This is a genomic window from Microvirga medicaginis, assembly GCF_052658925.1.
In genome coordinates this window covers 65063-80590 of sequence record NZ_JBQWEL010000010.1, presented here as the reverse complement: position 1 = coordinate 80590, position 15528 = coordinate 65063, and the positions used below count along the sequence as shown (strand labels likewise).

General features: G+C 60.7%; 14 protein-coding genes. 7 read left to right on the top strand and 7 right to left on the bottom strand.

Annotated features, from left to right (window positions below; genetic code table 11):
- Window positions 1–44 precede the first annotated feature (44 nt).
- The 7 genes from ACUXUR_RS14275 to ACUXUR_RS14245 all read left to right on the top strand — a co-directional run bounded on the left by ACUXUR_RS14275 (window position 45) and on the right by ACUXUR_RS14245 (window position 8232).
- The gene (locus tag ACUXUR_RS14275; RefSeq protein WP_445503028.1) at window positions 45–1385 is read left to right on the top strand and encodes an ABC transporter substrate-binding protein; all 1341 of its coding nucleotides are present in this window, start codon (window positions 45–47) and stop codon (window positions 1383–1385) included.
- A 65-nt stretch (window positions 1386–1450) separates the two neighbouring features.
- Complete coding sequence (argH, locus tag ACUXUR_RS14270) at window positions 1451–3010, top strand: argininosuccinate lyase (protein WP_445503027.1); 1560 nt, start codon at window positions 1451–1453, stop codon at window positions 3008–3010.
- 4 nt (window positions 3011–3014) lie between these two features.
- A complete protein-coding gene (locus ACUXUR_RS14265) occupies window positions 3015–4073 on the top strand; it encodes an ABC transporter ATP-binding protein (RefSeq protein WP_445503026.1) in 1059 nt (352 codons plus the stop codon).
- Window positions 4066–4962, top strand: a complete 897-nt coding sequence (locus ACUXUR_RS14260) for a carbohydrate ABC transporter permease (protein WP_445503025.1) — start codon at window positions 4066–4068, stop codon at window positions 4960–4962. Before ACUXUR_RS14265 ends, ACUXUR_RS14260 begins: the two co-directional genes overlap by 8 nt.
- The gene (locus ACUXUR_RS14255) at window positions 4959–5855 is read left to right on the top strand and encodes a carbohydrate ABC transporter permease (RefSeq protein ID WP_445503024.1); all 897 of its coding nucleotides are present in this window, start codon (window positions 4959–4961) and stop codon (window positions 5853–5855) included. Before ACUXUR_RS14260 ends, ACUXUR_RS14255 begins: the two co-directional genes overlap by 4 nt.
- Before the next feature lie 35 nt (window positions 5856–5890).
- The gene (locus ACUXUR_RS14250) at window positions 5891–6997 is read left to right on the top strand and encodes a mandelate racemase/muconate lactonizing enzyme family protein (RefSeq protein WP_445503023.1); all 1107 of its coding nucleotides are present in this window, start codon (window positions 5891–5893) and stop codon (window positions 6995–6997) included.
- Window positions 6998–7005: 8 nt separating this feature from the next.
- Window positions 7006–8232, top strand: a complete 1227-nt coding sequence (locus tag ACUXUR_RS14245) for an MFS transporter (protein ID WP_445503022.1) — start codon at window positions 7006–7008, stop codon at window positions 8230–8232.
- A 281-nt stretch (window positions 8233–8513) separates the two neighbouring features.
- Here ACUXUR_RS14245 and ACUXUR_RS14240 read toward each other — a convergent pair whose 3' ends face one another.
- From ACUXUR_RS14240 to ACUXUR_RS14210, 7 genes are all read right to left on the bottom strand, one after another.
- The gene (locus ACUXUR_RS14240) at window positions 8514–9308 is read right to left on the bottom strand and encodes an ABC transporter permease (protein WP_445503021.1); all 795 of its coding nucleotides are present in this window, start codon (window positions 9306–9308) and stop codon (window positions 8514–8516) included.
- Between the two features lie 9 nt (window positions 9309–9317).
- On the bottom strand, window positions 9318–10199 hold the full coding sequence (locus ACUXUR_RS14235; RefSeq protein ID WP_445503020.1) for an ABC transporter permease: 882 nt from the start codon (window positions 10197–10199) through the stop codon (window positions 9318–9320).
- Window positions 10196–11314: an ABC transporter ATP-binding protein gene (locus tag ACUXUR_RS14230; RefSeq protein WP_445503019.1), complete on the bottom strand. Its 1119-nt coding sequence runs from the start codon at window positions 11312–11314 to the stop codon at window positions 10196–10198. The genes ACUXUR_RS14235 and ACUXUR_RS14230 overlap by 4 nt, the downstream gene beginning before the upstream one ends.
- 37 nt (window positions 11315–11351) lie before the next feature.
- Window positions 11352–12401, bottom strand: coding sequence for an ABC transporter substrate-binding protein (locus ACUXUR_RS14225; protein WP_445503121.1), 1050 nt, complete (start codon window positions 12399–12401; stop codon window positions 11352–11354).
- Between the two features lie 51 nt (window positions 12402–12452).
- Window positions 12453–13124 carry an RraA family protein gene (locus tag ACUXUR_RS14220; protein WP_445503018.1) on the bottom strand — a complete coding sequence of 224 codons (672 nt, stop codon included), beginning with the start codon at window positions 13122–13124 and terminating at the stop codon, window positions 12453–12455.
- An 11-nt stretch (window positions 13125–13135) separates the two neighbouring features.
- Entirely contained in the window at window positions 13136–13942 is an 807-nt protein-coding gene (locus ACUXUR_RS14215) for a carbon-nitrogen hydrolase family protein (RefSeq protein ID WP_445503017.1), read from the bottom strand.
- A gap of 138 nt (window positions 13943–14080) precedes the next feature.
- Window positions 14081–14992 carry a LysR family transcriptional regulator gene (locus tag ACUXUR_RS14210; protein WP_445503016.1) on the bottom strand — a complete coding sequence of 304 codons (912 nt, stop codon included), beginning with the start codon at window positions 14990–14992 and terminating at the stop codon, window positions 14081–14083.
- Window positions 14993–15528 lie beyond the last annotated feature (536 nt).

Genomic DNA, 15528 nt, shown 5'->3' with positions numbered 1-15528 from the left:
GCAGATTAGCCCAGAAGAAACAAAATAACATAGGGAGGAAATACATGCGATGCCATCAGGCGCGAGTTGGCGCAGGACTTGTCAGCTCTTTACTACTTGCCCTTGTCTCGACATCGGCGCTGGCCCAAACCAAGGTTGTCCGTTTTTTACATAACGAGACGGATCCACCGAGCATCGAATTCTACAACAAAGCGATCAAGGAATTCGAGGCGGCGAACCCAGACATCAAAATCGAGATGGAGGCCGTCAGCACCGACGGACGCCTCCAGAAGGTCTTGGCTTCCATCAATACAAAGACGATGCCGGAAGTCTTCAAGCTTCTCCCCGAGGAGAGATTCGAGTTTGCCCGCAAGGGATATCTTGTCCCACTTGACGATGTCATCAACGAGATCGGCGCGCAGGATTATGTCGCCGGCTCGCTCGTCCCTGTTGAGGGGAAGACCTACGATATCCCGTACACCTTGGGCAATTACGGCGTGTTGTGGCAGCGCGACGATCTGCTGAAGGCGAAGGGGCTGGAAACACCCAAGAACTGGGATGAACTCAAAACAGCCGCCAAGGCCCTCACCGATAGCGGCAACTTCGGCTTCATTTTTCCGGCCGGCAAGAACCGAATGACCAGCATCTATCTCTCGGAGATGATCTGGAACGCCGGTGGCACCTATTTCGACAAAGATCTGAACGTCACGTTCAACAACCCCGGCACAATCAAGGCCCTCACGTTCCTGAAGGAAATGGCGGCCTACTCGCCGTCCGGCATCAGCTCGTATTCCTACGGCGACATGATCAACGTCTATTTGACAGGCAAGATCGGGCTCGACATCTATGCCCCACGCCTTGCGGCCAATGCAGCAGCGAACACGCCGGAAATCTTCAAGCAGACGAGTGCTAAGCCCATGCCGGTGGGCCCGAGCGGCGTGGCGGTCAAATTCGTCAACGCCAACAGCTTCGCCCTCGCCTCACCCTCCGTCGGATCCAAGAATGTTGATGCGGCCCGCAAATTCCTGAAGTTCATCGTGACGGGCGAGCGCCTCGAGAAGTTCTCGCTCACGGCGTACCCGCACCTCATTCCGCCCCTGAAAGGCGTTCAGGAGAAGGTGATCAAGGCGGGCGCCGCAGAAGTTTTGAACGGACGTGAAGATATCGGGCGCCTGTCCTTCGATACCTCCAACTCCCTCGACTTCGAGTCCGAGGCCGGTGCGGTCTTCAAGGACGGCAAGGTGATCCGCTCCGGTGTGGTCAACCCCTATATCGGCTCGATTGTCGCCCGCGGCATTCCTGCCGAGGTCGTCCAGCGCGTTGTCCTCCAGGGAGAGGATCCCGCCAAGGCCGCCGCATGGGGCCAAGAGCGCATGAAGCGCATCGTCGACGAGCTCAAGAAGTAACCGTCGCGGCAAGAACCCAGCGTCCGCGTCATGCGACGCGGACCCCATTTTTCGGAGATGTTTTCATGGTCCAGGATCAGGCGAATCCGCCGGTCGTATCTCTGCGCGAACGCGTCAAATCCCCGCCCGCAGAGACCATGGTCGATTCCTATTACGCTCCGGCGGTTGCAGCCGGAATCCGGTTCCAGTTCGAGTCCGAATTGAAGATCCATCTGGCTCACGCGCTCATGCTGGCAGAACGCAAGATCGTCGACCGCTCGGAAGTCGCGCAGATACTTGCAACACTTTTGGAATTGCGCCAGGCCGGCGTGTCCGCGCTGACTATCGACTACCGCCAGGAGGATCTCTACTCCTATATTGAGCGCTTTATCGTGGAGCGCCTCGGCCCTGCCACAGGTGGACGCCTTCATACTGGTCGCAGCCGCAACGACTTGCATACTACATCCTGGCGGATGGCTCTAAGGACCCGCCTCCTCGATCTGCTAGCCACTGTCCTGCGTCTGCGCCGCACCCTTGTCAATCTCGCCGAGAAGCACATCGACACGGTGATGCCGGGTTACACACACACGCAGCATGCGCAGCCCATTTCCTTTGGCTATTATCTTCTCTCCGCCGCCGATCTCGTCGAACGCGACTTCCGCAGGCTTGCTAGCGCGTTTTCCTGCTGCGATCGAAGTCCACTCGGTTCCGGCGCCCTCTCCACCACGGGTTTTCCCATCGATCGCGAAATGACGAGCCGGTTGCTCGGTTTCTCGGGCTTGGTCGAGATCGGCTACGATGGCGTCGCCATCCGTGACGACGTGCACGAGACCGTTGCGGCTGTCGCGATCCTCATGACGGGCGTCTCGCGGGTTGCCACCGATCTCCAGAGCTGGAACACAATGGAATATGGCTTCATCGAGCTCGATGATGCCTATTCCAGTGTCAGCAGCATCATGCCGCAGAAAAAGAACCCGCAGGCGCTGGAGCATGTGAAAGCTGTCGCCGCCATCGCCATCGGTGCTCTCAATACCGTGCTGGCCTGCAGCAAGAACACGGCTTTGGCCGATGTCAACGACGGCGTCTCTGCACCCAATGCTCCCGCCCTTGAGACGATCGAGCGGGTCATCCGCTCACTTCTGGTGTTCGAGGGCGCATTGTCCTCACTCAAGGTGCGTGCCGATGTCATGCGGCGCTCGGCGGAAGTTGGATTTGGAACGGCGACCGAGCTTGCGGACATTATCGTCCGCGAGACCGGGATGTCCTTCCGGATGGCTCACAACGTCGTCGGGCGCGTCGTCCGTGAGACGATCGAGGCCAGTCGCATTGCGACGGACATCACCACGTCGGACCTCGATGCAGCCTCACAGGCCCTCTTCGGACATCCTCTCGGTATTCCCGAGAGCAAAGTCCGGACGGCCCTTGATCCGGCCGAGAACCTAAAGACCCGGACAGTAACGGGCGGCCCAGCTCCGGAGCGGATGTTCGACATGCTCGCCCGTCGGAAGACGGGCCTTGAGCATGACACAGGGGAGATTGATCGAGTCCTTCACCGTATCGGGGATGCCGATGCACAACTTGAAGCCCAGGCCCGGCAACTGATTGCTGAAGTGGGCCTGCCTGTTCAATCCCAGATCGCGAGATAACTCCATGGCGCGACTTGAAATCCGACAGGTCAGTAAGATTTTTGCGGATCACACTGCCGTTTCAAATGTCAGCCTTACCGTGAATGATGGCGAATTCTTGGTCCTCCTCGGGCCGTCAGGATGCGGAAAGAGCACGCTGCTTCGCATGATTGCGGGACTTGAGCTGCCGACTTATGGCGATATCGTCATCGGCGACAGGGTTGCGACCCGGCTTCAGCCGAAGGACCGCAACATCGCGATGGTGTTCCAGAACTACGCACTCTACCCGCATCTCACGGTATACGAGAATATCGCCTTCCCATTGCGGGTGCGTGGTGCGGACTCCAGGCTTGTCGACGAGAAAGTGCAATGGGCCGCCGGTCTTGTGGGGCTCGGCAAGCTGTTGAAGCGCAAGCCCCGTCAGATGTCCGGCGGCGAGCGGCAGCGCACCGCCCTGGCACGCTCCCTTGTGCGCGATCCGGATGTTTTCCTCCTGGATGAGCCGCTCTCGAATCTCGACGCGAAACTGCGTCACTCGGCCCGCGAGGAGCTGCGCCAGTTTCAGGATCGCGTCGGCGTCACGTCGGTCTATGTCACCCACGATCAGGTGGAAGCTATGGGCCTTGGTGACCGCATCGTCGTGATGCAGTCTGGAACGGTTCGACAGATCGGCACCCCGGAGGAGATCTACCAGCATCCTGCCGATACCTTTGTCGCCACCTTCATGGGCTCACCGCCCATGAACCTCGCCTCACAAGGAGATATCACCCTAGGCTTCAGACCCGAAAACTTTCTGCCCGAGAGCAACTACCCGGCAGGAAGCGAAATCACGCGCATCGCATTCCGCGTCCATCGTGTCGAATATCTCGGGGGCGACCGGCTGCTTTACGGCCATGTGTCAGGAAATCTGCCCGAAACGCCCGCGATTGCGCGAATTCCATCGAGCGTGACCTACTCGCCCATCATTGGTTCGGAGGCAACCTTTGCCGTTGCGACCAGCGATCTGCGGCGCTTTGATACTGCAAGCGGCAAGGCGCTCCCGGTCACCGGAATTGTGAGTGAACGGAGGCTCGCTAATGGTTGAAACCCGCGCTGCGCTTTCCGGCGATCGCACGCTAGCTTATGCGACGCTAGCCCCGAGCGCACTCTTCCTCCTGCTACTGGCCGGCGTGCCAACCATCACCGTGTTCGTCACGGCCACGCAGGATGTCGGCATGGGCGAGATGTCCGGCCCCTATGTGGGCCTTGAGAACTTCGCCTGGGCTCTGACCAGCGAAGCCTTCTACACGGCCTTGTGGAACACCTTCGTCTGGGTTTTCGGCAGCGTGTCGATTGAGATGGTGCTGGGCCTCGGTCTGGCGCTTCTTCTCAACAAAACCTTCGCGTTTCGCGGCATCGCCCGCGCCATTATCCTGGCGCCGTATCTCGTCCCCACCGTCGTGGCCGTACTCACCTGGCGCTACATGTTCCACGATATCGTGGGCATCATCAATGCAGGCCTCATCTCCATCGGGGTGATCGACAAACCGCTGCTCTGGCTCAACAGCCAGTCCCTGGCGATGATGTCCGTGATCCTAGTGGGCGTGTGGAAGTTCTTCCCCTTCGCGGTGATTGCCCTTCTGGGCATTCTTCAGGCGATCCCACAGGAGCAATACGAAGCAGCGAAGATCGACGGCGCGAGCAGCTTCCAGCAGTTCTGGCGCATCACCCTGCCCTATGTGATGCCAGTCTTTCTGCTGACGGCGCTTCTGCGCACCATCTGGACCTTCCACAAGTTCGAGATCATCTACCTGATGACCGGAGGCGGTCCCCTCGATGCGACAACGACACTGCCGATTCTCGTCTATCTGAAGGCTTTCTCCGATTTCGAGTTCGGACGCGCCGCGGCCGTGGCGATCCTGACATTCAGCATTCTCGTCATTCTCCTTGGATTGTATTTCGTCCTGATCAAGCGCGCGGAGGCCCGCCAATGACGTCCGCGACCCTGTCCATCGCCTCGGATCGCTCACGCCGCAACTATGAGATGGCCGATGTGCACCATCTTGCCTCGCGCATCATGCTGTACCTGCTGGTCTTCACAGCGGTGTCTGTCGTCGGATTCCCGCTGTTCTGGATGGTGCTGTGCTCCTTCAAGCCCGGCGGCGAGCTCTATGCGACCCCGCCCACTTTCCTGCCTCAGGAGTGGACGCTCCAGAACTATCGCGACCTGTTCGTGCAAACCAACTTTCCCACATATTTCGCGAACAGTCTCATCGTGGCCGGCGGAGCCACCTTTCTGTCGCTCGTGATTGGTGGTCTAGGCGCCTACAGCCTCAGCAGGTTCAAGTTCTTCGGCATCGCCGCGTTCTCGAATGCAGCGCTGATTTGCTATATGCTGCCGGAAGTTCTCATCGTTCTTCCGCTCTACATCTACGTGGTCAAGCTCGGCCTGGCCGACACGCTGATCGCGCTGATCATCGCCAATACCGCCTTCACCCTGCCGCTCGCGCTCTGGTTCATGCGGTCCTACTTCAATGCGATCCCCGTGAGCCTTGAAGAGAGCGCAATGATCGACGGATGCACGCGCCTGCAAGCCATGTACCGGGTAACCGTTCCACTTGCCCTCCCCGGAATCGTTTCAGTGGGCGTTTTCGCCTTTAATCACGCCTGGAACGAGTTCCTGTTCGCGCTCGTGTTCACCTCCTCCGAGCGCAACAAGACGCTGCCGCTCGGCCTCGCCACCTGGATCGGGCAGGACAACATCTATTCCTGGGGCATGCTTCTGGCCGGCGCCGTCCTCGTCACGATCCCCGTGGTCCTGTTCTACCTGCTTGTCCAGCGCAAACTGGTCGTCGGCCTCTCCGAGGGCGGCGCCAAGGGCGAATAGGTTTCAACGCAATATCCCTTAGTCCTGAGGTTATCATGAAGATCAAGAACATGACGGTCATGGCCGTTGAAATCCCTCTCTCGAAGAATTTCGGCGGCAGCCGGTACAACGTCACGAAGAGATGCACCATCATCACCCGCATGGAAACCGACACAGGCCTGATCAGCGAGGTCTATAACGGTGACAATCGGGATCACATGCCGGAGGTCGTCGACATAATCGAGAAAGAGCTTGTGCCGCTCGTGATCGGCGAGGAGATCTTCGCCGTCGAGCGCATCTGGCAGAAGCTCTTCAAGCAAGCGGAGTGGAACCGCGACCGCAAGCTGGTCATGGAGGCCATTGCCTGCATCGACAGCGCGATTTGGGATCTCATGGGCAAGGCAGCTGGCGTCAATGTCTGCCGCCTGCTCGGCGGATATCGCCAGGAGTTACCGATCATCTGCATTGGCGGCTATTACGAAGAGGGCAAGACTCTCTCCGATCTCGGAAAGGAGATGGAGCGCTTGAAGAATGCGGGCCTTGCCGGTTGCAAAGTCAAGGTCGGCGGATTGTCCGCCGAGAAGGATGCCGAGCGTGTGGAGGCCGCCCGCAAGGGCGCCGGCGACGACTTTCTGATCGCCGTCGATGCCAATCGCGGCTGGCCGGTCTCGGAAGCCACGCGCTTCGCGCGCATGATCGAGAAGTACAACATCGCTTGGTTCGAGGAACCATGCCATTGGTATGACGATGCACGAATGATGGCGCAGGTGCGCCGCTCCACGAGCATCCCCATCGATGCTGGCCAGAGCGAGGCCACGAGCGCCGGCGTCCGTCGCCTCATTGCCGAGGGCGCGGTGGACATTGTGAACTTCGACGCCTCGGAAGCCGGAGGCATCACCGAATGGCGGCGGGCGGCAGCCCTGTGCGCCTTGCACGACATCCGCGTCGGGCACCACGAAGAAGCGCAGATCGCCATGCACATGATTGCGGCGATTCCGAATGGTGTCTGCGTGGAATGCTTCGAGCCGGCACGCGATCCGATTTGGGCCGAGATGATCGCCAACCGTCCCAACCCGAAGAACGGCATCATCCAGGTGCCGCAAGGGCCCGGCTTCGGTCTTGAGCTCAACTGGGACATGGTCCGGCGCTTCCAGGTTCACTGAGTCCGAACGTGACGGCTCTCGACCACGTGGTTCCTTCGGGCTTGAAGGCCCGAAGCCATCGGGTTCGTCTGGCAAAGCGTACCCGTCTGGCCACGGCCTTCATCCTGATGGCCATTTCCGGGCTCATCTGGACCTCATTCAGCCTCTTTCTCGTCGCTATTGAAGCAGAGCTCCACTGGTCGAGGACTGAGATCTCGGGGGCTTTCAGCGTCTTCGCGCTGACCAATGCCCTCACGGCTCCGGCCTTCGGTTATGCATTGGGTCGGTGGGACAGCCGTCGCCTGCTCGCGGCGGCGGCGCTTGTTCTGGGACTCGCCCTGTGTGGAGTGACTCTGGTCGAAACGCCTGACGTCTACTGGATCGTTTTTGGCGTGATCGGCGGCATCGGGAGCCACTGCACAAGTTCATACGCTGTCTTCGCGGTTTTGGCAGGCCGCTTCCGCGAGCGCCCGGCGACCGCGATGGCTATCGCTGATGCGGGATCGAGCTTCGCCACCTTCCTGGGACTTCCCTTGATCCACTGGATCATCGTGGAGGCCGGATGGCGCACGGCCTATTTTATCCTTGGCAGCTCGGTGGCTCTCGTCGGTGGCGCTCTCCATCTCCTGGCCATGGATCCGGTTCGGCGATTGCAGCAGGGGCCGGCCGACGGGCCTTCGATCAAGTCGCCCCTCCTGCCCCTTCTAGCACTCGCCGTTGCCTATTTCTGCGGCTCGGCAGCCTATCAGGGACTTGTCACCCAGCAGATCGCACTTCTGGAGCATTATGGCCTGGCCGAAAGCCTTGCCGTATGGGTCGTTGCGCTGGCCGGCCTGATCCTTTTCGTCTGGCGCCTCTGGTCCGGCCATCTCTGTGATCTGCGGGGCCCGGGAAGAGTGATGATGATCGCAGCCATCGGGATCATCGCAACCTTCGCGTCCGTCGCGATAGCCGCGGCGCTTGCTGCACCAGGTGCGCTGCTCGTATTCCCAATCGCTGCGGGCATCGCATTTGGCGGACAGCAGGTACTACTCGCCGCCACCGCGCGGCTCATGACCCATCCCGCTACTCTCGCAAGCATCCTCGGGATCTGCCGCATGGCCTCGGGCCTCGGTATGGCCGCCGGCCCACTTGTCGCCGGTTATGCTTATGACTGGACCGGTCAATATGCATTGCCGATCAGTCTGCTCGCAATCACGTCCCTCGGGCACGTTGCAGGATATGCGACGGCGCTCAGCGTTAGCGCCAGGAGATGAAGCTCCGCACTCATAGCCTAGGGATCATTGATCCAATGTCCTGGCGCATAAAGTCCGCTCTGGGTCAGGAACCGAGATTCCCTGCGTTTTCGGAACGTCCGGTTCGATGAGGATTGCTGCCTTCGAGCTTAGTCTCAGGCGTGCCAATTCCTGACCTTCCACTTATCGTCATATCCCAATGGGATCAGGATCGCTCCATGCCTCGCGCCTCGCAGTGGCGTACTCTGACATTAGCTTTTCCAACCTGCACAGGGTTAATAATCCACAAGCGGCCGGGGCCCTCACTTCACGAAGGTCTTCGACAGGCCAACCGTACGGTCGACGATCATCACCACCGCGAGGGTGAGCAGAATCAGCAGCACCGACACGCTTGCCACCAGCGGATCGGCTCGGCTCTCCACATGGTGGAACAGTTCTACCGGCAGAGTGGTGAGGCGCGGCCCAGTGAGGAAGAGCGTGATCACCACCTCGTCGAAGGAGACGAGGAAGCATAGAGCCGTCGCCGCCACGATGCCGGGCGCCATCATGGGCAGCGTCACGCGTCGGAAAACCGTGAGCGGACGCCCGCCAAGTGTCGAGGCCGCCTCCTCGCAAGCGAGGTTGAGGTTTCCGAGGGTCGTCGCGAGCACGCGCAGAGCATAGGGCAGCGTGATCACGAGGTGCCCGATGATGAGGCCTGTGAAGGTGCCGAGAAAGCCTATCGACGCGAAGACGATGAGAATCGCGAGCCCCAGCACAATGGTGGGCAGCAACAGCGGTGCAGTGAAGAGATTGTAGAGGAACGTCGATCCGAAGGTCCGCATCCGTACGATCACGTAGGCGGCCGGGATCGCAACCGCGAGAGAGATGACGGTCACGATCGCGCCGAGCATCAGGCTCGTCCAGAAGGCCGAGATCATCTTCGGACTGTCGGCGAGCGCCGCGTACCAGCGCAAGGACCAGCTCCCGGGTGGGAACGACAGGATCTGCTCGCCGCTGAAGGAGATCGGCACGACGAGGATCACGGGTGCCAGGAGGAATAGGAACAGGAGCGCCACGAGAATCTTCATGGGCACCGAGGTTTCATTCGCTTCCATGGAGAGCTCCTAATCGATGGCGCGCAGAACGCGGGCATAGGCTCCGAGCGCGGCCCCGAAGATGATCAGAACGAGCATCGAGAGCGTCGCGGCGAGTGGCCAGTTCAGGGTGACAATGGCTTGATCGTAGATCTCGGTCGCGAGCAGGAAGACCCGCCCTCCCCCGAGCAACTTCGGGGTAATGAAGGAGGAGACCGCCAGCACGAAGCAGAGAAGGCAGCCTAACGCGATGCCGGGCAGCGTCAGGGGTAGGATTACCCGCCAGAATGTCTTGGCCGGTGGGGCGCCAAGGGTCATCGCCGCCTCCTCGATCCGGGGGTCGAGCCGTCCAAAGCCGGCGAGAAGAGACAGGATCATGTAGGGCATCAGGATCTCGGTCAGGCCGATGATGACGCCAGTCGTGTTGAACATGAGTCGCGGAGGCGCGAAGCCCATGGCCGCGATGGTGCTGACGATCGGGCCCTGGTCGGCAAGGAGTGCGATCCAGCCATAGGTGCGCACCACCGCAGAGGTGAGCAACGGCGAGATGACCAATACGGTCAGAAAGGTGCGCCACCGTCCGGAACTGCGGTGGAGATAAAGCGCGATCGGATAGGACACGACGAGGGTCGCCAGCGTAATGCCGAGGCTGACCGTGATCGAGTTGACGATGAGCTCGATGTAGAAGGAATCTCCGAAGAGCCCCGTCCAGTTGGCGAGTGTGAAGGCTTCGCGCACGCCGCCGCCAGCCAGTGCCTCGTTGAAGGACATCCGCAGCAGGTTGAGAACCGGCACGATGAACCCGATGGCGTTGATGACCGCGATCGGCAGGAGAAGCATAATGGCCGTTCCCGTCCGGCCGAGAGCCAGACGGGGCATGGTAAAAGCCGTAGGGGCAGCGATTACCGTCATGCACCCCTCCCGAACACCATCGTGTCCTCGACGCGCCAGAGCACGGCCACCGGCGTTCCTACTTTCCGGAAGCCGCGTCCATGATCAGAAGCCGCCTCGACCACGATCTCCGCCCCGTCCACATCGACATGATACTGGAGCAGGTCGCCGATGAAGGTAACCCGGGTCAGACGTCCGGCGACACGGTTCACTCCCTCTGGGGCGGCATCCTCGCCAGAGCCTGCCTCGATGAGCCTCATGCGGTGCGGGCGGATCATGATCTCGACCATGCCGCCCGGCCGACCGGGCACGCGGACTTCCATGGAACCAATGGCGACGCGCCCGTCCCCTTGGGCCGTACCCTCGAGGCGATTGGTACGTCCGACGAAGGACGCAACGAACGGGGTCGCCGGATGCTCATAGACGTCGACGGGTGTTCCCACTTGTTCGAGCTGGCCGCCGCGCATGACCACGACCTTGTCGCACATGCTGAGTGCCTCGACCTGATCATGGGTGACGAAGACGGCGGTGATGCCTAGGCTTTGCTGAATGTCGCGGATCTCGTTACGCATCTCGTCGCGCAGCTTGGCATCGAGATTCGACAATGGCTCGTCGAGAAGGAGGATCGAGGGGCGGATCACGAGGGCGCGGGCAAGGGCCACGCGCTGCTGCTGTCCGCCCGAGAGCTCGCGCGGCTTGCGCTCGGCGAGTGCCTCGAGGCGCACCATGGCGAGCGCCTCCCTAACGCGCCGCTCGATCTCAGGCTTCGGCACGGAGCGCATCTCGAGCCCGAAGGCCACGTTCTTCGCCACGCTCATATGGGGAAAGAGAGCATAAGACTGGAACACGAGCCCCATGTCGCGCCGGTAGGGCGGTATCACCGTGATGTCATGCCCGCCAACCGCGATGCGCCCATCGGTCGGCTTGATGAGACCGGCGACCATGCGCAGGGTCGTTGTCTTGCCGCAGCCGGACGGCCCGAGAAGCGCGACCAGCTCTCCCTTCGGAACCGCCAGGTCGAGGGCTGCGACGGCGACGGCGTCGCCATAGCGCTTCGAGAGCCCCTCGAGGCGCAGGTGCACGTCGCGATCGTTGGATACGATCGGGCTTCCGGAACGGATTGTCTGATGCATCATGGCTTACTCCAGCGGGCATTCGGCTGCGGCAGGGCGGTTAGCGGCTCAGCGGAATGACGCGGCGGCGCCATTGCTCCGTGATCGCATCGCGGATCCCGGCGACGGCAATCCAGTCGATGGCGATCATCTTGTCCATCGAGCCGGCCGCCGTGCGGGCCAATGCCTCCTTGGAGATCTTCTCCTGCGCCTTCGTGTTGGTCGGCGCGTAGAACATCGCCTCCGTAAACGCGGCCTGGGTCTCAGGCTTGAGAGCATAGTCGATGAAGGTCTTGGCGGCATCGCCCGCCGGCGCGCTCTTCACCAGATTGATCGTGTTGATCTGGAAGCCGCTGCCCTCCTGCGGCAGGACGACGCCGAGCTTGCCGCCAGACGTGTCCGCATAGACCTGAGCGCGGGCGTTCCAGCCGATTCCGAGCGCCGCCTGACCGTTGGCGATAGGCGTATAGACGTCCGGCTTCGGGTCCCAGGTCTGCACGTTGGGAGCGAGTTCGCCGAGCTTCTTGATGCCGGGCTCAACGGTCTTCTTGTAGTCCTCCTGGCCTGCCATCTTGTTGGCGATGATCGTGAGCGTCGTGCCCTGGATATCCGGTACAGCGGGAATTGTGACCTTACCGGCATATTGTTTATCCCAGAGCGCGTTCCAGGAGGTGGGCTGCGTCTTCACCTGATCCTTGTTGTAGAGCAGGACGAGATTGTCGAAGGTCACAGCAACGCCCCCGACGCCCTCGATTCGGGCGGTGGGGTAGAGATCGGCCACGTTCTTCGACACGCTCTCGTCTATCTTGTCGAACAGGCCCTCGTCGGTGGCCGCCTTCGAAACAGACACGTCCATGATCATGACGTCGATCTGCGGCGCCGCTTTCTGAGCGCGAAGCGTGCCGAGCATCTGGGCCGAGTTCGGCATACCGTAGAACTGCACCTTGATGTCCGGGTGAGCCTTCATGAACGGCTCGATGACCGCCTTCGTGTAGTAGTCCTGAAAGATGCCGCTATAGGCAGCGAGCGTCACCGTCTTCGTCTGGGCCAGGGCAGGCGTACCGGCGACAAAAGCCATCGCCGACACGCCGACCAGAATACGCAGCTTCATCATCGTCATTGTTTCCCTCTGATTTTTGACTTCTCTTCCCGAACCGGCACGTCAGGCGACGCGCCGGACCTTCTCTTCCACAAGACGAGTCGCGCCGGAGATGTCCGGCAGCCTCTCGCCATTGCGAAGCCGCTCCAGCAGCTTGATCTCGGCTTCCTGCATGCCGATCGCCCGCTCGGCGACGGCCTTCGCCTCGGCTGGGTTGAGGACGATCACGCCGCTCTCGTCAGCAAGGATCGCATCACCCGGCTCGATCACCTGGCCGCCGACCGTCACGGGCACGTTGATCGCGCCCTCGAGGCCGAGGATCTTGGTCGTGATCGGCGATGGGCCGCGACACCACATGGGCATCTCGACCCGGCGGATTTCCGAGAAGTCGGTGGCCGGACCGTCGACGATGCCTGCCTTCACGCCCGCGATCTTCATGGAATGAGTGATGACGCCGCCCCAGCAGGCATGCCTGTCGTCACTGCAACGATCCACCACCACGATGTCGCCCGGGCGGACGAGCTTGGTGAGATAGTGCAGGATCGTGCTGTCCGCATGCGGGAGCCGCACGGTGACGGCGGTGCCGGCAACCCGCTTCTCAGGCAGGACAGCACGAAGCTCGCGGTCGACGAAGCCCGAATGGAGGAAGTGCCCAACGGTCGCAGTCTCGACCTGCTCCAGCAGCGCAGTCAGCTCCTGAGAGATCTGCTTCGGCATCTCATTGACAGTGAACATATGCGCGCTCCTCAGGCCAGGACGTGGTGCTGAGCGACCGGCACGTTGCGGCGCACATGCTCAATGTAGTCCAGGTCGAGGCGTGCGCTGGTGGTTGCGACCTTGTCGGAGCACTGAGCAACCATGTGCCCCCAGGGGTCGATCACCATGGAATGGCCCCAACACCACTTCTTGCCGTCTGCGTGCGAGAGCACCTGTCCGACGGCCAGGAAATAGGTCTGGGTCTCAATGGCGCGAGCGCGAGCCAGCGCCTCCCAATGGTCCTTACCCGTCATAAGCGTAAAGGCGGCCGGCAAGACGATCACGTCGGCGCCCGCATCACGCAGCTTGCGGAAAAGTTCGGGGAAGCGGATGTCGTAGCAGATAGCGCAACCAACGGTGACGTCTCCGACCTTGTAGGTCACGACGTCTTGGCCGCGGCTGATCGTGTCCGACTCGCGGTAGCTCACGCCGCCCGGGACATCGACGTCGAAGAGGTGGATCTTGCGGTAGCGAGCAAGCTCGTCGCCATTGGGGCCGAACACCAGAGTCGTGTTGTAATGGTTGTTGCCCTCGCGCTCGACGACGCTGCCTGCATGGATAGTCACCCGGTGCTTGGCAGCAAGACCCGACATGAGCTTATAGGACTCACCGTCGGGGAAGAACTCGCCATTGCCATGGATGTTGTCACGCCCCTCACCGAGATAGGCGTAGTACTCGGGAAGAACGATGAGATCGGGCGCCTCCTCGGCTACCGCCTTCTCGATCATCGCGGCGGCGGTTTTCAGGTTCTCCGCCTTGTTGTTCTGGGAATTCATCTGAATTAGACTGACTTTCACGGCACGGCCTCCTTTGAACCTATGGTCAAATGTGACCGTACCGTGCTCGCCGGGACAACCGCGAAATACTTTCCCTGGAGCCTAAGTTTTCCTTGTTCGGCACTGCACAAATGGTGCGCTGCGCCGATCAAGGTCGACCTACCAGGATGCTCCATCCATCTGCGCCAATGAAAAACTATGGGCGACTTCCTGCGCCATCTGCGCCATTACAGCCGAAATCAGGTTGTCCGGATGGTCAGAATAGACTGCGTGGAAGCTGAGTGGCGGAAAGGCTGGCGTCACGTCGAGCGCTATCAGCGTTCGGGCCGCGAGCTGCTCTCGCACGATCACGGTTGGCAGTGGCGTTATACCGATGCCGTCCTGCGCCAGCCGGATGATAGTGGCGAGGGAATTGGAATTGTAGATCGTCGGATCCTCGATCCCTATGTCGGAGAGCTGCCGCAGGACACGATGATGGGGCACGCTGTCCTTGGAATAGGCCAGGATGGGCTGGTCTGCGACCTCCGCCAGAGTCAGTGGTTTGTCTGGGAGGGCGAGCTTCGGGCTGGCGAGCCAGGTGCACGCGAAGGTGCATAAATCGAGATTGATGATTTCGGGTGCGATCACCGGCCCCATGATGAGCGCGAGGTCGATACGTCGTTCGGCAACCTCACGGGCAAGGTTGAGGCTCGTATCGGTATTGAGATCGATGGCGACGCTTGGGTAGCGCGTCCGGATGCGCTCGATGAATTGCGGTAGCCAGGCATGAACGATGGAGTCGATCGTACCAATCTTGATTGACCCACGAAGGCTTCCAGGATCGCTTACGGCCTCCCGAAACTCGTTGGCGACCCGCACCAGTTCCTCGGCCTTCGGGACTGCCTGCTGCCCTAAGGGGGTGAGGCGGACACAGCGGACATCCCGCTCAAAAAGCCGGATCCCGAGATCTCGCTCGAGGGTGGCAATACGGTTCGAAATTGCCGCTTGTGTGGTGTGAAGCCTCTCGGCTGCCGCGCTGAAACTCCCCAGCCTCGCGACCCAAAGAAACGTCTCGACGAAGCGCAGGTTCATTTCCGAACATCCTAACAGGGGCGGAGCTTCTTTCTCAGAGCCTAAAGGCTCATTGGTGAGTGATGCAAGTTACCCATGTTTCTGAGAGGTAAGGCGCTCATGAGAGGGAATGCGGCAATGTCTGCAAAGGATCAATTGCGGAAGTTCAGCCGCGGCTTCAGACAGTCAGCTTGCACACGATAAGCTGACCGTGAGCACTAAGTCCGGGACAAGACAAGTCTCAGTCGCGGTTCGAACCGGTCTCTGTTGAGCCACTCCCAGAGCCCGGAAAATGTACTTTTTGCGGAGGAGAAAACGCCGGCGAAAGAAGCGGACAGAAAGCGCTCAACTGCCGAGAACCGGGGCAGAGAGACGGCCCGCATCCAGCTAAACCATTGAGAAATGCCACTGTCTCTGGCCATTTGGAAAGTCAGCGATTTTCGAGGACTGCTTGGTGGGTGTGCAAGGATTCGAACTTACTAACCGTGTCTCTGCCATCGAAGGTCCGACCTGGATGGAAAACTCAGACCGCTCGTGAATGCCGAAAGAACCATCCC